Origin of the sequence: Ensifer sp. 4252 (assembly GCF_050434565.1) — a bacterium.
Taxonomy (GTDB): Bacteria; Pseudomonadota; Alphaproteobacteria; order Rhizobiales; family Rhizobiaceae; genus Ensifer.
The window spans coordinates 1115884-1135630 of sequence record NZ_JBNDIU010000001.1; the positions used below are offsets into that span (position 1 = coordinate 1115884).

Below are 19747 nucleotides of genomic sequence, written 5' to 3' on the forward strand. Positions count from 1 at the left end.
ACCGAATGCCCGGGAGCTTCACGTCTATCCAAGATCACGCGGGAAAGTCCTGAGGCACTTAGGCCGGGATGCCGAACTAGCCTGTGAGCTTTTGGTGCAGCATTCAGGTCAAAGCTTGCTCGCCTCCAGGCTTGCCGACATGAGCGCGTGAGGACCCTCAACGGCCTTGAAAGTGCTACAGCACCATGCTACATCAGCCCTCGGGCAAACGCTCTTAACGCATTGATTTTGCTGCCTCAATGGCGAGATCTGAGGAAGTTCAAATCTCTCTAGCAGCACCAGTTTTCCTTCTGCGTTGCCTCAAAACCTTATCACTATCCGGTGCAGTGACACCCGATGAGCATTGACGTGTGCATACCCGTCAACCTCGCCCAGCCACCAACAAACAAAGCCTTGCAATCGTCACATTCAGCTCCTATTTGGCGGAAATCGATATTGCTGACGAACTTTGTGTCGGCGCCCTATGCGCGTGAGAGACGGACTTCCCTCTTCAAAATCGGTTATCCTGATCCGGAGGTTTGTTTCCGGAAATGTCTATTACGAGCGATTGAAAGGGAATCGTCATGGCTACAGGCACAGTAAAGTGGTTCAACAGCACCAAGGGTTTCGGCTTCATTCAGCCTGACGACGGCAGCCCGGACGTGTTCGTTCACATTTCAGCCGTTCAGCGCGCAGGTCTTTCCGGCCTCAACGAAGGTCAGCAGATCAGCTACGAGCTGACGCGCGACCGCAAGACCGGCAAGTCTTCTGCAGACAACCTGCAGGCCAAGTAATTTTCGCGCGGAGCCGCCGAACGCAGATTTGCGGGCGGTGGCAGTGCAGCGAATGAAAAGGTCGGGTTCGCCCGGCCTTTTTTGTTGCCCTGATGTCACCGACGATTTGATAATTCCACCTCAAATCGGCGACGGTGAGGTGGGATTATGCTGCAAATTCGAGATATCGCGGCGTCGTCAGACCACCCTATCCGATACGCCGCGCCGCAAGGCTTCGACCTTATGTGCGGCGCGATCTCCAAGATCAGATCGTCGCACTTTAAGCTACAGTTGCCTTCCATGCCGTTATCGCCAACGCTGCACGCTTTTGCGCGACCTGCTCAAGCAGGGAACGTTTCCCGACAGCCCGCGTTACCAATTGAACGGCAACGACGTGGAGGTTTTGAAATGAAAGGCATCGTTCTCTGGCTCATGGGCGTACCCCTGATCGCCATCATTCTGCTTTACATGTTCGTGTTCTAACGGGTCGCTCAGGAAGTTGAGGAGATCGGTCGATCGAAACGCTCAAGCGGAAGATTTAATTTGTAGTTGTAGACATCAAAAGATGCGCCTTAACGCGACCTTAAGATTCTGCCCCTAGATTTGATATCGCGATGATGGACAATCGCAACGCTTAAATCCCCTTTTGAAACCGGCTCGCGCCGGTTTCTTTTTGTCCAATCGACCGCCGTCAGACCTTGACGGCCTGCTCGACGAAATCCTGGCTCCCGAAGAACTTCAGATAGCGCTGCACCTCGGCCGCGTCACCGGTCGCCTTACGGGGGTTGTCCGACAGCTTGACCGCCGGCCGGCCATCAGCGTCGCTGACCTTGCAGACGATCGATATCGGATTGAGCCCCTTGATCTCCGTCGGCGCGCAATCGGCAAAGTCATTGGTGAGGTTCGTTCCCCAACCAAAGCTCATGCGCACACGTCCCTCGAAATGCCGGTAGGTTTCGATGATCGTTTCGACATCAAGCCCATCGGAAAAGATGAGTAGTTTTTCACGTGGGTCTCGCCCCATCTTCTTCCACCAGGCGATAATCTTCTCGCCGCCTTCGATCGGCGGGGCGCTGTCCGGACGAAAGCCTGTCCAGTCCGCCACCCAGGCCGGCGCATCGCGCAGGAACGCGGCCGTGCCGAAGGCATCAGGAAGCACGATCAAGAGATTGCCACCGTAGAGCTGGTTCCAGTCCTGCAGCACCTTGTAGGGGGCAGCGGCGAGTTCGGCATCATTGCGGGCGAGTGCTGCTGCTACCATCGGCAATTCATGCGCGTTGGTGCCGAGCGCCTCTAGGTCCGTATCCATCGCCAGAAGCACGTTGCTGGAGCCGGAGAAGGATGCACCGATGCCTTCCTTCAATGCCTCGACGCACCAGCGCTGCCACAGGAAGCTGTGGCGCCTTCGGGTGCCGAAATCCGAGATCCTCAGGTTGGGATACTGCCGAAGGCGCTCGACCTTCGACCACATCTTCGCCTTGGCACGGGCATAGAGCACATCGAGCGTGAAGGGGCCGAGCCCTTTCATGGCCGAACGCGAGCGCAACTCATTGATGATCGCAAGCGCCGGTATCTCCCACATCGTGGTCTCGGCCCAGCGCCCGCGGAAGGTCAGTTCGAACTGGCCGTCGCGCCGTGACAATTCATAGTCCGGCAGACGGAACTTTGCGAGCCAGGCGAGGAACTCCGGCGCGAAGATCTGCTTGCGGCCGTAGAACGAGTTACCGGCAAGCCAGATCATCTCCTTCTTGGAGAACCGCAGCTCGCGCGCATGATCGAGCTGCTCGCGCAGTTCATGCTCGTCGATCTCGTCGGCCAGGCGCACGGTCTTGGTGCGGTTGATCAGCGAGAAGGTCGCGTCCACGTCCGGATAGAGCTGCCAGATCATCTGCAGCATCAAAAGCTTGTAGAAATCCGTGTCGAGCAGGCTGCGCACGATCGGGTCGAGTTTCCAGGCATGATTGTAGACGCGCCTGGCGATATCGGTCTTGGTCATCTTAGGAATTGCTCCTCTTACAGCGCCGCGCGTCTTATGAGATGCGCCAAGGTCGCTGTAGCACTTTGAATTGCTGCATGTTTTTATCCTTAAATCGAACAGGATTTAAGGAAACATGCAGCGGGGGCGCAAGGCTAAAGCATCCGCACGCCGGCTTGCCGCATGCGCGCGATCATGGCGGAGAGCGAGCCGTTAAGATCGATACCCCTGCTGGCATCGAGCACCACCGAGGTCGAAAACCCCTGTGCAACGGCGTCGAGGGCGGAAAAGGCGACGCAGAAATCGATCGCAAGACCACACAGGGTGACGCTCTCGATCCCGCGGTCCCGGAGGTAGCCGGTCAAGCCGGTCGGCGTCCGGCGATCATTCTCGAAGAAGGCGGAGTAGCTGTCGATGCCGGTGCGAAAGCCCTTGCGGATCACCAGTTCGGCGCGTGTCCATTCCAGCGACGGATGAAAATCGGCACCCGTGCTGCCCTGAACACAATGGTCCGGCCAAAGCGTCTGCTCACCATAGGACATCATTACCGTTTCGAAGGGCGCTTTTCCCGGATGGACGGATGCGAAGCTCGAATGGCCGGCCGGATGCCAATCCTGCGTCAGCACCACATGCTCGAACGTCCGGATGAGATCGTTGACCACAGGCACGATCTCATCGCCTCCGGAAACGGCAAGCGTTCCACCCGGGCAAAAATCGTTTTGCACGTCGACGACGATCAACGCCTCACCAGCCATCGCTTTCCCTCGACCGGACCAATCCCTATCGATCACCAAAATCGATTTAAGTCCAAGATCAATCACAGAATTTGAGCGGCGGCAACCGGCTTCGACACTTCGCGGCACGATCCGCGACGACCATAGAAAAAGGGCGCCGACCACGGTCGGCGCCCCCTCAAGAACTGCAGCCTGAAAATGGATCAGTTGCCGTTGAGGTTGTCGGCGATCGAGAAGCCGGAATTGGCGATGCCGACCGGCTGCGCCACGAAGTTCAGGAACTTCGAGAAATCGACCGACGGATGACGCGAGGCATAGATCACGTCGCGATTCTTGATCGGGAAGGTCTGGCCGACGATCAGGCTGTCCGGCTTGCTCATGTCGAAGCGGTAGACGATCGGATAGCGCCCCTGGCTGTCCGTCTTCATGCCCTTGCGCAACATCTCATTGAAGCGCTGCTGACCGAGAAGGCTCATGACCACATCCGGCTCTTCGTAACGGAAGATGAAGTAACCCTTCATGTCGAGCGCGTAATCGGAACCGCCGCCGGCGAGCCCCATGGCCTCCAGCAGGTTGAGGTCGTTGGCGCCGAATTCGACGCGCTGGTTGGCCTTGACGGCGCCGAGGATGGTGAAGCGGCGCGGATCGCGCGCAACGAAGATCTGGTCGCCAGGCTTCACATGGATGTTTTCAGACGGGTTCTCGATGATCGACTTCAAAAGGACCGTGCCGGTCTTCTTGCCGCGCACCAGCGTGACATAGGTCTCGTAGGGCTGCGCCACGGGACCGCCCGCTTTGGCGATGACCTCGTTGATCGTCTCGTCGACGAGGCTGAGCGGGACGACCGCGGACTTGCCGACAGCGCCCGAAACGGTGACGTTGCGCGAGGCGGTGCTCATGCTGGTGACGATGACATCAGGCTCGACCGCCTTCTGCTTCAGCGCTTCCAGGATCTCCTGGCGCGCCTGTTCCAGCGTCAGACCGGCAAATCGGACCGAGCCGACATAGGGGATGGCTGCCTTGCCATCCGGCTGGACGACGAGATCGATGCTTGTCTGCTTGGAGTCCTGCGTCGAGAACAGACCGTCGCTGCCGGCCTCGAAGATCGATACTTTCAGCGCGTCGCCGACACCGATGACAACCCGACCGACGCCGCCACCGATACCAAACCGACGGTTGAGCGTCGACGATACGTAGTCGGAAACAAGGCGCGCGGACTGACCGTTGACATCGACGATATCAAATACGGTGGCGTTCTTTCGACCGATTTCGGCGCCGGATTGACCGGCATCTGCAACAATGGCTCCGGCCAGCGGCCCCTCGCCCGGAACAGCCTGACATCCCGCAAGCGCGGTAGAAAGCAGAAGGGCAGCTACACGTTTCAACTAAGACACTCCGAATTCGGCACAGCCATGATTCTATTCATAGTTCTGCACCGCATGATCTCCCGGTCGGGAATCCGCCGGTCTCTGAAAAGCACAATAGCCGTCTCACAACAAGTCACTTGCAGTCGAAGACAAGCAAAATAATTGACCCTGCGCCTTTCCGGTCATACCTCCTGCACCTTGACGGGTTTGCGGCCCGATTTGTCTTGGATGAAGGTTCTGGGCATGTATATGTTAGGCCATTGGACTTGAAAGCTAGGTACTTTAAGTTAAAAGCTGACTAATGAGGCGGAACGAATATACGTGGGGATAACCCTGGGGCGGAATGATTGGCAGTTGCGTTTTCCGCTTGGAACCGCAATCGCAGATGCAACTTTAACGTCAGTTTAGAGCGTTCGATCATATATGGCTGTTGAGATTATTGGGCGTGCATGCCTCGCCCCTGGAGCAGAATCGCCTTCGGCGTTGTTCAAACTTCTTCGTCAGGGCAAGTGCACAGTTACCAGCATCCCATCCGATCGCTGGGACGTTGCGCGTTTCTGGCACCCGGTCATGGGCACGCAGGGCAAGACCTATTCCTTCGCCGCGGGTGTGCTGGATCAACTCTATGACTTCGACCCGGCCGTCTTCGGCATGTCGCAGCGCGAAGCCATGTATATGGATCCGCAGCAGCGCGTGCTCTTGCAGCTCGCCTGGCGCGCGCTCGAGGACGCCAATATCTCGACGACGTCGCTGCACGGCGAGAATGTCGGTGTCTACATCGGCGCATCGAGTCTCGACCACGCCAACCTGACGGTCGAGGACCCGGCAGCAGCCGGCCCGTACTTCATGACCGGCAATACCCTGTCGATCGTCTCCAACCGCATTTCGCACATCTTCGGCTTAAGCGGCCCGAGCATGACGGTCGATACGGCCTGTTCGTCCTCGCTCGTCGCGCTCGATCAGGCGATGCGGGCACTGAACGCCGGCGAGATCGATACGGCGATCGTCGGCGGCGTCAATATCCTCGCCCATCCCTTGCCCTTCGTCGGCTTTGCACAGGCGCGCATGCTGTCGCCCGAAGGGCTGTGCCGCGCCTATGACAACGATGGTGCAGGCTATGTGCGCGCCGAAGGCGGCGTCGTGTTCGTCTTGCGCCGCTCGGACCGTGCGCGCCGCGAAAAAGACCGTAGCTATGCCCGGATCGTCGCCACCGGCGTCAATTCGGCCGGCCGCACCAACGGCATCTCCCTGCCTTCACGCGAAGCCCAGGCAAATCTGCTGCGGGCGATCTACGAAGGCAACGGCATCGATGCCAACCAGGTCGCCTTTGTCGAAGGTCACGGCACCGGCACCAAGGTCGGAGACCCGGCGGAAGTCTGGTCCATCGGCACGGTCATCGGCGCAAACCGCCGGGCGCCGGTTCCGATCGGCTCGATCAAGTCGAACATCGGCCACACCGAGCCTGCCTCCGGCCTTTTCGGCATGATGAAGGCGATCCTGGCGCTCGAGAACAATTACCTGCCGGCATCGCTGCACTTCGACACGCCGAACGAACATATCGACTTCGACGGCCTGAATGTGCGCGTCACGGCAAGCCCGATCGAACTGCTGCGTGGCAAGCGTGCCCGCCTTGCCGGCATCAACTCGTTCGGTTTCGGCGGCGCCAATGCCCACGTGGTCATCAGCGATCCGGAGCCGGTTTCCGAAGACAAGATCAACAATCCGCCGTCGTCAGGTCACGTCTTCCTTGCAAGCGCGCATACCGCGTCGAGCCTCGAAGCCCTGCTGAAGGACTACAAGACGCGTTTTGCCAACGCTTCAAAGGGCGAAATCCGCTCGATGGTCGCGGCGTCGGGCGCCAACCGCACCCATATGCGCTATCGTTTCGCGGCCCGCAGCGATCATCCGGAAGATATCGTTCGTGCGATTGCAAGCCATGTCGAAAAGCCGGGCTCGGATATCGGCGAAGTCGGCGAAGCCGTCACCAGAGATGCCAAGGTCGCCTTCGTCTTTTCAGGCAACGGTTCGCAATGGGCGGGCATGGGCGTCGAAGCGTTCCGTGAGAACCTGCATTTCCGCCAGTGTTTCACCTCGGTGAGCGCGCTGTTCAAGTTCCATTCGGACATCTCCCTGATCGAGCTTCTGACCGATCCCGACCTCGACAAGAAGCTGTCCGACACGAAGATCGCTCAGCCGCTGCTCTTCGCCGTCCAGGCAGCCCTTTCCGATTCTCTGGTCGCCATGGGTATCAAGCCCGTCGCCGTGTTCGGCCATTCGGTCGGCGAGATCGCCGCGGCCTATGCGGCCGGCGCGCTGTCGATGGTCGACGCCGTCTCGATCGTCGCGAAACGGTCGCTGCACCAGGACCTGCTTGCGGGCCATGGCACCATGGCTGCCGTGATGCTCGGCGAAGACGCCGCGCGCGCCTTTGCCGAGGCGCGGGGCCTTGATGATCTTTGCGTCGCTGCCGTCAACGCCCACAATTCAGTGACGATCTCGGGCCCGGCCCATGAGATTTCCGCCTTCCGCGACGCGGCACGCAAGGCGAAGATCCCGGTGCAGATCCTCGACATCAATTACCCCTTCCATCACCCGATCATCGACCGGGCCAAGGACGCATTCCTGTCGGACATTCCCGACATCGCGCCCCGTCGTGCGGACGTTACCTACCTGTCGACGGTTACGGGTGCTGCCCTTGATGGCACGCAGCTCGACCCCGACTACTGGTGGAAGAATGTTCGCGAGCCGGTTCGCTTCCAGGCGGCGGCAGAGGCGGCGATCGAGCTCGGTTGCCGGCTCTTCGTCGAGATTTCTCCACGCCCGATCCTGTCCTCCTACGTCAAGGAGACGATCAAGCAGGCGGCAGCACCAGGCATGGTCGTGCCGACGCTGCTTAGAGATGTCGGAGAGACCGGCCAGGATCCGATCTCGGCCGCCATGGCGCGTGCTGTCGCCCACGGCGCGATCGTCGACACCGCGCGCGTATTCGGCAAGCGCAATGCGGCGATTTCGCTGCCGAGCCTGCCGTTCGAGCCGGTCGAATTGCGACCGGCAGCCACGACCGACGCCACGGATCTCTTCGGCCGTACCGCCAAACCCTACCGCCTGATCGGTTGGCGTAGCGATCCGAACAGCGGCAGCTGGAAGAACCACATCGATGCGCCCCTGTTCCCGGATCTGGCCGAGCACGTCGTCGACGGCAAGGCTATCCTGCCGGGCAGCGGCTTTATCGAAATCGCCGTCGCAGCGGCGCAGCAGTTCTACGGGACGAACGAAGTCGAGATCACCAATCTGGAGATCGTCCGACCGCTGGAGCTCAGCGACAGCCGCATCATGGAGCTGTCGACCATCCTGTCGCCGGAAACCGGCGACATCGAGATCCGCTCGCGCGAGCGCCTGTCCGAAGATGACTGGGCCGTTCATGCGGTCGCCCGGTCCCGCAAGCCCTTGCCGAGCGAAGAACGCACGGTGCCCTCCTTTGCCGGCATGCAGAAGACGGCAACCGTCGCTCCGGCCAAGGCGTATGACACGGCGCGGCAGTTCGGCCTCGACTACGGCCCGCGTTTCCAGCTGTTGGCAAAGGCGGTCGCCTATAACGACCGGATCGTCGACGTCGAGTTGAAGAGCCCAGACAAGTCCGGACATCCGCTTGTCACCTATGCGCTCAATCCGATTTCCGTCGACGCCACGTTCCATGGCCTGGTCGCGCTCTTCGACCGCTTTACCGGCGACAAGAGCGGCGCGCCCTATATTCCGGTGCGTTTCGGTTCCGTACGCGTCGTCAATGCCGGCCAGCCGATCGCGCGCGCCACGATCGAGATCGAACGTGTCAGCGCCAACTCGATCAAGGCCAAATTCCATTTCTTCGACAAGTCGGGCGACCCGATCGCTCATTTCGAGGATTGCCGCTTCCGACGCACCTATCTGCGCAAGCACAAGGCGCTGGACGCTCTCTCTTTCCATTACGAGACAGTCCTTTCCGAGGCGTTCCTGCCGATGGTTGAGGCCGGCGTCCGCACGCCGGTAACCCTCGGCGTCAAGACCGCAGCCGATGCCGGCGTCGACAACACGACGTTGCTGTTCAACGCGGCGATCTACCGCGCCTGCCAGGAGATTGCGCTGAAGCTCGGCAAGGGCCGATCGATCGTGCGCAGCGATAGCCTTCCTGGTGATTTTGCCTTCCAGTGTTTCCTGGCGAGCTGCCTTTACGTGCTCGAGGATGCCGGCCTCTGCGAGCACAAGGATGGCGTCTGGGTCGTCGCCCAGGAATTCAGCTTGCCGAGCGTTCCCGAAATCCTGCGCGAACTCTATGGCGAACGCCCTGATCGTGCCGTCGAAGCGGTGCTGATCAACAACGCCTATGCGGAAGCGCTCGCACGCCTCGACGTCCTGCTGGCGGCTCCAGCCGGTGGCGATGCCGAAATCCTTGCCAATGCCGGCTTCATGAGCGATGCGACCCTCGATCATCAAGCCGTGCATTCGGAAGTTAGCCGCCAGCGTATGGCGCTCGTTCTCGATGCGGTCGAAGGCGCGCTGCGGGCGCAGCCGACGGGAACGCGCCTGCGCATTCTCGAGCTTGGCAGCGTTTCTACCGGGTTCACGCGCCGCATCGCGACCCTTGCTGCCAAACACGGCGCGAGCCTCGCTGTGGTCGAGCCGCGTGACAATGCCCAACGCGGCCTTGAGCTCGCCTTCGAAAACGATGCACATGTGCGCATTCTCAAGAAGGACGAGCTTGCGACACAGGCGCCGTTCGATCTCGCCGTCAGTGCCTCCGACAGGCTCTATGGTCTGATCGAAGACGATATCGACGTTCGCGCCGCACTTCGCTCGACGCTGCGTCGGACCGGTGGCCTTGTCGCGGCCGTGGGTGCGCCATCGCTCTTCAACGATTTTGCGCTCGGATTGTCGGAGGGGTGGTTTGCCCGCAGCCAGACGACAGAGTTCCCGATCGGCAATCTCGCAGCTGTTCCTCACTGGCAGAAATGTCTGGCCGATCTCGATCTTCGCGAGATTGACGTCACCGACCGCGAATGCGCATCCGGCAATGTCATCGTCCTCGAAGCACGCGGCGTGGAAGCGCCGGCGGCGGCCGAGGCCAGTGCCAATGCTGCTGCCTCAGCGGCTGGTTCCTACCTTCTGTTGCAGGTCGGCACGCCCAAGACAAAGCAGCCGACCGCCGGCGCCGTCCCCGTCGAGCTGACGGGTGATTCGGCAACGGATACGGCCCTGCTTCGCGATGCGCTCGAGGCCTTCCGCGACCGGCCGGTTCGCGCCGTCTTCCTTTCGTCGCCTGCACCGAAGAACCGGGCAGACGATTCCGCCGCGTTGCAGAACCAGGTTCTGGCCCTCAGCGCCGTTGCCGAAGCGTTGCGGCAGTATGTCGGCGACACCGATCCAAGCGGCGACGCACGCCCGAGGCTCGTTCTTGTCGCGCCTGGTGGAGCACCGGTTGCCAGCCGTGTCTCGGGCACGACGGCGCCAAGCTCCGGCATCAATGCCGGCCTTTGGGCTTTCGCCCGGGTACTGCAGAACGAATACGAGTTCCTTGACGTCCATGCTCTGGATCTCGCCGCAGACCTGACGTCTGCCGAGCAGAAGATTGCCGCGTCGCTTGCATTGCTCACCGTTTCCGGCACCAATCGCGAGTGGCTGCTGGAAGGGCCAAACGGATCGCTTTCGGAAATCCGTGCGGTTCCCGGTCCGACCGACAACGCCCATGGTTCGACGGCGTCCTTCGAGGCCGCCACCATCCGCCAGCGTGTCTCCTCCCAGGTCGGCAGCATCGTCTGGGAAGAAAGCAATGTGCCGTCCGCAGGCCCCGGCGACGTGGTCGTCAAGGTTGCTGCCACCGGCCTCAACTTCCGCGACGTCATGTGGGCGATGGGTCTTCTGCCTGAGGAAGCCCTCGAGGACGGCTTTGCCGGTGCGACGATCGGCATGGAACTGTCCGGGCACGTGGTTGCCGTCGGTCAAGGCGTGGACGACCTTTCGGTCGGCGATGCCGTCATGGCGATCGCGTCTGCGGCCTTCTCCACCCACGCCGTCGTTTCGCGCGCCGGCGTCGCCAGGCTGCCGCAATCGGTCAGTCCGGTCGCCGCTGCCACGGTGCCGGTTGCGTTCCTCACGGCCTATTACGCCATGGTCGAACTCGGCCGCATCCAGGCCGGTGAAACTATCCTCATCCATGGCGCGGCCGGCGGCGTCGGTCTCGCTGCGCTGCAGGTTGCCAAGCTGAAGGGCGCGAAAGTCATCGCCACGGCCGGCACCCGCGAGAAGCGCCGCTTTCTTTCGATGCTCGGCGCCGACCATGTGTTCGATTCGCGCTCGCTCGGTTTCGTCAACGACGTGCGCGCCGTGACTGACGGCGAAGGCGTCGATCTCGTGCTGAACTCGCTCTTCGCCGAGGCGATGGAGCAGAGCCTGGCACTCGTCAAACCGTTCGGCCGCTTCCTTGAACTCGGCAAGCGCGACTACTACGCAGACAGCAAGATCGGCCTCAGGCCGTTCCGCCGCAATATCAGCTATTTCGGCATCGACGCGGACCAGCTTCTGGTCAACGCGCCGGCATTGACCAAGCGCATCTTCACGGAGATCGGCGCCCTGTTCGAGGACGGCAAGCTGACGCCGCTGCCGTACCGTGCCTTCGACTTCGACGAGATCGGCAATGCGTTCCGCCTGATGCAGAACGCGGGTCACATCGGCAAGATCGTCGTGCTGCCGCCGGTCGCCGGCAAACACCAGGTCGCGACCCGGCCGCACGGTGGCGTCAAGGTCGATCCTGAAGGCTTGCACCTTGTCGTTGGCGGTATCGGCGGCTTCGGCCTGGCTGCCGCCAACTGGCTTGCCGAAAGGGGCGCGAAGACGATTGCGCTCTGCTCGCGGCGCGGCCTTGCTGACGCGGAAACGACGGCGATGATCGAGCTTTGGGCCAAGGCCGGCATTTCGGCCACGGTTCATGCCTGCGATATCACCGACGCGACGGCTGCGGATCGCCTGCTTGCGGAACTGCGCACCATTGCACCGCTGCGCTCCATCGTTCACGCAGCGATGGTGTTGGACGATGCGCTGATCAGCAATCTCAATCGCGAGCGCAACCGGCCGGTCATCGACACGAAGGCAAAGGGCGCGGCTGTTCTCGATCAGCTGACCCGCAGCGACGCGCTCGACAACTTCATCCTGTTCTCGTCGGCAACGACGCTGGTGGGCAATCCAGGCCAGGCAAACTATGTTGCGGCCAACGGCTACCTCGAAGGTCTTGCCCGTCGCCGGCGCGCGGAAGGGCTTGCCGGCCTTGCGGTCGGCTTCGGCGCGATCGCCGACAAGGGCTATCTCGTGCAGAACACCGACGTCAACGATCTGCTGGCCAAGCGCATCGGCAAGACGGCACTTAAGGCGCAGACGGCGCTGGACATGGTCGAGAGCCATCTCGCCAGCGATCCCGGCACGGTCGACGCTGCCGTCGTGATGATATCGGAGATCGACTGGTCGGCGGCCCGCAACCTGCCGGTGGCGCGAAACGCGCTCTTCGAAGTCATCCTGCGCAGCGCCGATCAGCATTCGTCCGGCGGCGAAGGCACCAAGATGGACCTCGTCGCGATGATCGAGGGCAAGTCGGCGCAGGAAGCCGAAGATATTCTCTTCGATCTGGTCGCAGGCGAAATTGCCGCCATCCTTCGGGTCTCGAAGGATACCGTCACGCGCAGCAAGGTCCTGAAGGAAATCGGCCTCGACAGCCTGATGGCGGTGGAACTGGGCATGAGCTTCCAGCAGAATACCGGCTTCGACATGCCGCTGAGTGGTGTCGCAGACAACACGACGGTTGGCGACGTCGCCCGTAAGCTCTATGAAAAGGTCAGCAAGCGCGACCAGGGCGAAGAGAGCGACGGTGCGGACGACAAGTTGGTCACCGAACTGGCGCAACGGCATGTCGGCACGGCAAAGGAAAAAGCACAGAGCCAATGAGCACGAACGGAAACGGTCCAGGCGCATCCAAGATGACCAGCAGCCTCAAGGAGAACCTGCTGGACCGGATGAGAAACACGCATCAATCCTCCGAGCGCAACCGTATGGCGCGTTCGGAGCGGGAGATGCCGCCGCCGGCCCGCCGGCAACAGGCCCGTTTCGAGGATCTGCCTGAGTACAAGCAGGTTCTGACCCAGAAGTTCGCAAGCGAACAGCTCGGTATCGCCAACCCGTTCTACCGCGCGCATCAGACCGCAGCCGGCGCCACCACCGTCATCGACGGGCGCAAGCTGATCAACTTCGCGTCCTATGACTATCTTGGCCTCAACCGGCACGCAGAGGTGCTGGCAAGGGCGCGGGAGACCGTCGAGACCTTCGGGATCTCCGCCTCGGCCAGCCGGCTCGTCGCCGGCGAGCGCCCCGTCCATGTCGAGCTGGAAGAAAAGATCGCGCGTTTCTACGGCGTCGATGCCGCCGTCTGCTTCGTCAGTGGCTATCTCACCAATGTCGCGGCCATCAGTTGCCTGATGGGGCCGAAGGATCTAGTCGTCCACGACGAATTCATTCACAACAGCGCACTTGCCGGCATCAAGCTCTCCGGCGCCACCCGCCGGCTGTTTAAACACAACGACGCAAGCGACCTGGAACACGTGCTGCGCACCGTCTCGGGCGACTATCGCCGCATCCTGGTGATCGTCGAGGGCATCTACTCGATGGACGGCGACATCGCCGACCTGCCGGCCCTCTTGAAGCTCAAGGCCGAATACGGCTTCTGGCTGATGGTCGACGAGGCGCATTCCTTGGGGGTCGTCGGTAAACATGGCCGCGGCCTTGCCGAGCACTTCGGCGTCGATCCGCATGAGATCGACATCTGGATGGGAACGCTTTCGAAGACGACGTCCAGCTGCGGCGGCTACATCGCCGGCAGCGAAGCGCTGGTTGCCGTGCTCAAGGCGTCTGCCGGAGGCTTCGTCTACAGCGTCGGCCTTGCGCCGGTTCTGGCCGCCTCGGCAGCCGCCAGCCTGGACGTGCTTGCGCGCGAGCCGTCGCGCACTGCCGCCCTCAGACGCAATGGCGCGCTCTTCCTGAAGCTTGCCAAGGAGGCCGGCCTGGATACCGGCCTCAGCAGTGGCTTTTCGGTTGTGCCCGTACTGGTGGGCGATTCCCTGCGCGCGGTTCAACTGTCCAACGATCTGCTTGCGGCCGGCGTCAATGCGTTGCCGATTATCCACCCCGCCGTTCCCGAAGGACTGGCGCGGTTGCGCTTCTTCATCACCAGCGACCACACCGAAGAACAGATCCGCAAGACGGTGACCCTGACGGCGGAACGCCTGAAGGACCTGACCGAACGCAACTTCGGCCTCGGCGGGATCGATATCGATCAGATGATGAAGGCGCTCTCGGCGCGCTGAGGACGGAGCGTCGGTGCCTTTGGGCGCCGGATGCCGCGGGCGGGAACCAGCATGACCCATGTGATCATCACCGGCGGCTCGAGCGGCATAGGGCTGGCGATCGCATCGATCTATGCCAGTCGCGGCGCGCGCCTTTCGCTGATCGCGCGCTCGGCCGAAATCCTGAACCGTGCGCGGGATGAACTCATCTCAAAGTCGGCAACAGCCGGCAACATCCGGATTGAGACCGCGGATGTTGCGAGGGAAGAGGAAATCATCGCTGCCATCCATCGCTGCGAAGCCGCATTCGGGCCCTGCGACATCCTGGTGACCTCGGCCGGCGTGGTTGAGCCGGGCCGGTTCGAGGAACTTCCTAGCGCCGCCTTCCAGCGGCAGATGGAAACGAATTTTTCCGGTACCGTTCATGCAGTTCGCGCCGTCTACGGCGGCATGAAGCAGCGTGGGCACGGAAAGATCATGATGATCTCCTCCGGCGCCGGCCTTCTCGGCATTTACGGCTATTCGGCCTATTGCGCCTCGAAGTTCGCACTGCACGGCCTTGCCCAGGCGCTGCGCTGCGAGGCGCGCGCGCATGGGGTAGGCGTCTCGATCTGCTTCCCGCCAGACACCCAGACGCCGCAGCTCCAGCGCGAGCTTGCCTTTCGCCACCCAGAAGCTGCCGCCGTCATGGGCACAGTCAGGCCTTGGTCGGCAGACGCCGTCGCCCACAAGGTCGTCGCTGGCATCGAGCACGGGCGGTTCGAAATCTTTTTTGGAATGACGCTTTTTCTTCTCGGCCGGCTCGGCCCCGCCGTCAGACCGATCCTCAACTGGTGGTTCGACCGCGCAATCGCCCGCAGTAGCGGTGGAGTATCAAAGCGCGGCCGGTGACGGCGCTTGTGCGCGCCACCGATAGGATCTAAGTGTCAGGCGGATGCCGTGCTGCATGAGGCGGCGCCGGCGTGCAAGAAAGCATGAAGGTTTCCGCTTGGCGTTGCTCCCCTTTCAATTGCACGACTATCCGATAACGCTGACGATCTGTTGTTTCATCTTGTCCTGTGCGGTGATTTTCTTCACCGACCGCTTCGCTCTGCCGAAACGGGAACGACGGGCAAACCCATCACCCTTTGGGCGTAAGCAGGACATCATCGACGTTGTCGCTCGCCTGCCGGTCATCGCGCTGGTGTTCGCCGGCTTCTTCGCTGGTTCCTGGCGGCCGCTCTATGCCGCCGCCGGCACGATGAGCTTCTTCATCATCTTCACCGGGATTTCCCGGGCCAAGTTCAAATTCATCCGCGAACCACTGATCTTTTCCGACATCGCGCTCGTCGTCGACGTCTTCAAATACAAGACGATCTTCTATGCCAGTTCGCTGAACATCGTGTTCTGGACCGTCGCCTTTCTCTATGTCTTCGGCGTTTCCGGGCTCTACCTCTATTTCGAGCCGTCTGTTCTGCCCAACAGCGGCAAGGCCTTCTGGATCCTGGTGATGGTGGCCGTCGCCGCAGGCCCATGGCTTCTGCTGTTCTACGGCCCGGTCAACAGGCCGACGGCGGCGCTCGTCCAGAGGCTCGTCAAGGTGCTCGACGTCAAGATGAATACGGTGCGCTTCGGCACCTTCGGGTCGGTGATCTTCCGCTTCATCATCTGGCTCGGCGTCAAGCGGGAAAAGATCGTCGCCGAGCTGTCAGAAATCGTTCGGGCGGCCGTCCAGGACCTGATCGGCGACGACGGTTCGCCGCTCATCGTCGTCTGGCAGTCGGAGTCCTTCATCGACATGCGGCATTTCGGTGTGGACACGCTGAAGATGCCGACACTCGACCGGTTGCGGCGTCAGGCCGCCCAATGGGGACGCCTCAGCAGCGTCTTCGAAGGCGGCTATACGCTGCGCACCGAGTTTGCCGTCATCAGCGGGCTCGTGCCCGACGATATTCACGTGGATGCGAGCTACCCGTATTTGCGCGCGTCCCATTATTCTGACGTCGTCTGGCCGGGCAAGATGAAACGCGCCGGCTGGCACACCCATTTCATGCATCCTTACGATCGCACGTTCTTCCTGCGTCACAAGGCGATGCCGCAGCTCGGCTTTGTCGAGCTGACAATGCTCGATGGCTTCGACCACGCGCCGGCCCGCGATGGGCCTTACGTCTCCGACGAGAAGCTCGCCACCAGGGTCATCGATGCCTGCGAGAAACTGCCGGAAGACAAGAGCGGTTTCGTTTTCGTCGCCTCGATGGCAAACCACGGCCCCTGGGAACCGGGTCGCGTTGGTGACCTCACCAATCCTGTCGACATCTACCTGGCGATCCTTGAGCAATCCGACGCAGCACTGAAGCAACTGACCGATCGGCTCGACAAGCTCGACCGGCCCGTCTGGTTCGTCTTTTATGGCGATCATGCGCCGCTGCTGAAATCGTTCGCAGACCCCTTCCCCGATCCGCGCACAGACTATCTCATCGTGCCGTTTGCCAAGGCGAAATCGACGCATCACCGACCGGTCGAACCACGGGATGTCGCTGCCTGGGATCTGATCGAGGCGTTGCTCAACCATGCCAACCTCAAGAAGGACACGCTGCGTTAGCGGCGGCGAGACGATGGAAAACGCTGCGCTTAACACCCGTGTGTCAGCCGATCGGCCAAGCCGGCGGGTATTCCTGTTCCTGCAGGGCCCGTCATCGCCGATCTTCCGCAAGATCGCCGACCGGCTCGAGAGCTACGGCCACACCTGCCTGCGGATAAACCTCAATGTCGGCGACCAGATCACCTGGTTGCGCAACGGCGCATATAACTACCGCGGAACGTTGGTAGACTGGCCTGCCTATCTCGAGCGGCTCATTCGCGACTGCAATGTGACCGACATGATCCTGCTTGGCGAGGAGCGCCCCTATCATCAGGCTGCCACTGCGGTCGCGCGGCGGACCGGGGTCGCGATCGCGATCGTCGAGATGGGCTATCTCCGACCCGACTGGCTCACACTCGAGCGCGACGGCATGTCGTCGAACTCCCACTTTCCCGCCGACGCCACCCACATAGTCAATGCAGCAAGGAACCTGCCGGAGCCGGATTGGCGCAAGCACTATAGCCAGACCTTTCTGGCCGATGCCAGCTACGACCTTCTCTACAACCTGCCCAATGTCTTTCTGTGGTTTCTCTTTCCGCACTATCGACGTCACGCGATCTTTCATCCCCTTGCCGAGTATGCCGGGTGGATCCGTCGCCTTTTCAGCGGCAAGCGACGCAGTGCCGAAGCTGACGAGACTATACGCACTCTGCTTTCGGAGCGCGTGCCCTACTTCGTTTATCCGCTGCAGCTAGAAACCGATTTCCAGCTGCGCGCCCACTCGCCGTTCCACAGCCAGAGGGACGCAATCGACGAGGTCATGCGCTCTTTTGCAGCCCATGCGCCTAGGGATCAAAGGCTGGCCTTCAAGGTTCATCCGCTCGACAACGATCTTATCGCTTGGCGCAAATTCATCGAAGCGAAGGCGGCGGCGCTCGGACTGACCGGACGCGTGTTCTATCTCGATGGCGGCAATCTGGATGTGCTGGCAGAGGCGAGTGCAGGTATGGTCACGGTCAATTCGACCGCTGGTCTGCACGCACTGAAACAGGGCCGACCAGTCAAGGTGCTGGGCACCGCAGTCTTCGACATTGCCGGTTTGACGGACCAGCAGCCGCTGGAGGATTTCTGGCAAAGGCCGACACCACCCAACGCCGAGGTGAGCACCGCCATGTTCCGGCTGCTTGCAGCTTCGATCCAGGTGCGCGGCAACCTCTACTCAAAGGCAGGCACCGACGCCGGCGCGCGGGCAATCGCCGAGCGTCTGCACGAGAACACTCTCAATCAGCCGGGCGCCTTCGTCGATCCACCGCCACGCCGGAAGCCGCAGAAAAGACAACGGCCAGCCTCGCTATCCGCATAGGCTGGCCTCAACGATCGAAAGGGCCTGGATCAGGCAACGCCGGCGCGGAGCAGGTCGTGAATGTGCAGGATGCCGACGGGAAGCCCGTTGTCGTCGACGAGAAACAGCACGGTCACCTTGTGATCCTGCATGAACTCCATCGCACCGCTTGCCAGGACATCGCCCCTGATGACGCGCGGGTTGCGCGACATGACCGCCTCGACGGTCTGCGCAAGCAGATCGCCCGACATGTGGCGACGAAGGTCGCCATCGGTGATGACGCCGGTCAGCTTGCCAACCTCGTCGACGATGCCGACGACGCCAAAGCCCTTGGAAGACATCTCGATGACGGCTTCGCTCATCGGGCGACCGACACTCAAGAGCGGCATCTGTTCGCCGGCATGCGCCAGCTCGCGCACGAGACGCAGTTGCGCGCCCAGCTTGCCGCCGGGATGGAACGTCTTGAAATCCTCGGCGGAGAAACCGCGGCGCTCGAGCAGAGCGATCGCGAGCGCGTCGCCGACCGCAAGCTGCAGCATCGCCGACGTCGTCGGCGCCAGCCCATGCGGACAGGCTTCCTGAACCCTCGGCAGCACGATCGGCACCTCGGAGTTGCGAGCCAGCACGCTGTCGCGGTTGGACGAGATCGAAATGATCGGCACCTTGAAGCGCTTGGCATAGGTGAGCATGTTGGCGAGTTCCGCCGTCTCGCCCGACCACGACAAGAGGATCAGCACGTCCTGCGACGTGACCATGCCGAGATCGCCGTGGCTCGCCTCGGTCGGATGGACAAAATAGGCGGACGTGCCTGTCGATGCCATGGTCGCCGCCATCTTGCGGCCGATATGGCCGCTCTTGCCGACGCCGGAAACGACAACGCGCCCCTGGCTTTCACCGATGAGTTCGATCGCCTCGACCATGCTTTGCGCAAACGCAGTGTCGGCACCGAGATGATCGGCCAGCGCCTTGATGCCTGCCATTGCCGTCGTCAGCGTCCTGCCGACGGACTCCAAAGCGGCAGAACCGCGACGCTCATCCGCTGATGCGTGTCTCAAACCCATGGTGTTTCCATTCCCGCGAAGACGTTTGCGCCGGCCAGAAGCGGCGTTTCCCAGACCCATTGCAGGCAGATAGGCGCTTTTTCTTGGCAAACCAAGCCGAGATCATACAGTTTCGGCAGGAAATCCCACAAAGCGACGGTTTCGTCAGCCGACGCGCTTTTCTTCCGGCGCTTCGAGTGGCATCGACTTGTCGGCCGCAAACTCTTCGAGCGTCATGGAATCGAGGATCGAGGCGACCGCGTCGCGCACGGTCGTCATCGAAACGCGGACCTGACAGGTCTCGGGATCATTGCAGTCCTCGCAGACCTCGTAAGCCGTACGGCTGGCGCAGCGGATCGGCGCAAGCGGTCCGTCCAGCGTGCGGATGACATGGCCGATGCGGATTTCCGCAGCCGGGCGCGACAGCGAATAGCCGCCGCCTGGCCCCTTCTTCGAACGCAGCATGCCGGCGTTGCGCAGTTCAAGCAGGATCGTGTCCAGGAATTTTTTCGGGATATTGTTGCGTTGAGCGATCTCGGTAATGAAAGCCGTCTCTCCCGGCTCCAGTCGAGCAAGGTCGACAAGAGCCTTCAATCCGTACTTTCCCTTCTTCGTCAGCAT

Annotated in this window: 12 protein-coding genes; 7 read left to right on the forward strand and 5 right to left on the reverse strand. The window is 61.5% G+C overall.

The features are described 5' to 3' along the window. The first annotated feature begins 563 nt into the window (after window positions 1–563). Window positions 564–773 (forward strand): cold-shock protein, encoded by a 210-nt coding sequence (locus tag ABIE33_RS05485; protein WP_025425871.1) that lies wholly within the window; start codon window positions 564–566, stop codon window positions 771–773. A 147-nt stretch (window positions 774–920) separates the two neighbouring features. Continuing rightward, entirely contained in the window at window positions 921–1235 is a 315-nt protein-coding gene (locus ABIE33_RS05490; RefSeq protein ID WP_429123164.1) for a hypothetical protein, read from the forward strand. Window positions 1236–1443: 208 nt separating this feature from the next. On the opposite strand, the gene pncB is transcribed toward ABIE33_RS05490, so the two are convergent. The 3 genes from pncB to ABIE33_RS05505 all read right to left on the reverse strand — a co-directional run bounded on the left by pncB (window position 1444) and on the right by ABIE33_RS05505 (window position 4846). Then, window positions 1444–2748 carry a nicotinate phosphoribosyltransferase gene (gene pncB, locus ABIE33_RS05495; RefSeq protein WP_429122324.1) on the reverse strand — a complete coding sequence of 435 codons (1305 nt, stop codon included), beginning with the start codon at window positions 2746–2748 and terminating at the stop codon, window positions 1444–1446. A gap of 134 nt (window positions 2749–2882) precedes the next feature. Next, window positions 2883–3482 carry a bifunctional nicotinamidase/pyrazinamidase gene (gene pncA, locus ABIE33_RS05500; protein WP_429122327.1) on the reverse strand — a complete coding sequence of 200 codons (600 nt, stop codon included), beginning with the start codon at window positions 3480–3482 and terminating at the stop codon, window positions 2883–2885. Between the two features lie 182 nt (window positions 3483–3664). Further along, window positions 3665–4846, reverse strand: a complete 1182-nt coding sequence (locus ABIE33_RS05505) for a polysaccharide biosynthesis/export family protein (protein ID WP_429122330.1) — start codon at window positions 4844–4846, stop codon at window positions 3665–3667. A gap of 405 nt (window positions 4847–5251) precedes the next feature. Between ABIE33_RS05505 and ABIE33_RS05510 the strand changes: the two genes are divergently transcribed. The 5 genes from ABIE33_RS05510 to ABIE33_RS05530 are packed head-to-tail and all read left to right on the forward strand — an operon-like array spanning window position 5252 to window position 18107. Then, complete coding sequence (locus tag ABIE33_RS05510; RefSeq protein ID WP_429122332.1) at window positions 5252–12793, forward strand: type I polyketide synthase; 7542 nt, start codon at window positions 5252–5254, stop codon at window positions 12791–12793. After that, on the forward strand, window positions 12790–14205 hold the full coding sequence (locus ABIE33_RS05515; protein ID WP_429122335.1) for an aminotransferase class I/II-fold pyridoxal phosphate-dependent enzyme: 1416 nt from the start codon (window positions 12790–12792) through the stop codon (window positions 14203–14205). Before ABIE33_RS05510 ends, ABIE33_RS05515 begins: the two co-directional genes overlap by 4 nt. Window positions 14206–14256: 51 nt before the next feature. Further along, complete coding sequence (locus ABIE33_RS05520) at window positions 14257–15075, forward strand: SDR family oxidoreductase (protein ID WP_429122338.1); 819 nt, start codon at window positions 14257–14259, stop codon at window positions 15073–15075. Window positions 15076–15130: 55 nt separating this feature from the next. Beyond that, the gene (locus ABIE33_RS05525; protein WP_429122340.1) at window positions 15131–16765 is read left to right on the forward strand and encodes an LTA synthase family protein; all 1635 of its coding nucleotides are present in this window, start codon (window positions 15131–15133) and stop codon (window positions 16763–16765) included. 13 nt (window positions 16766–16778) lie between these two features. Then, window positions 16779–18107 (forward strand): capsule biosynthesis protein, encoded by a 1329-nt coding sequence (locus ABIE33_RS05530; protein WP_429122343.1) that lies wholly within the window; start codon window positions 16779–16781, stop codon window positions 18105–18107. A 29-nt stretch (window positions 18108–18136) separates the two neighbouring features. Here the strand turns inward: ABIE33_RS05530 and ABIE33_RS05535 are convergent, their stop codons facing one another. Together ABIE33_RS05535 and ABIE33_RS05540 are read right to left on the reverse strand one after the other, a co-directional pair. Then, on the reverse strand, window positions 18137–19147 hold the full coding sequence (locus tag ABIE33_RS05535; protein WP_429122346.1) for a KpsF/GutQ family sugar-phosphate isomerase: 1011 nt from the start codon (window positions 19145–19147) through the stop codon (window positions 18137–18139). Window positions 19148–19291: 144 nt separating this feature from the next. Further along, the gene (locus ABIE33_RS05540) at window positions 19292–19747 is read right to left on the reverse strand and encodes an RrF2 family transcriptional regulator (protein WP_053248737.1); all 456 of its coding nucleotides are present in this window, start codon (window positions 19745–19747) and stop codon (window positions 19292–19294) included.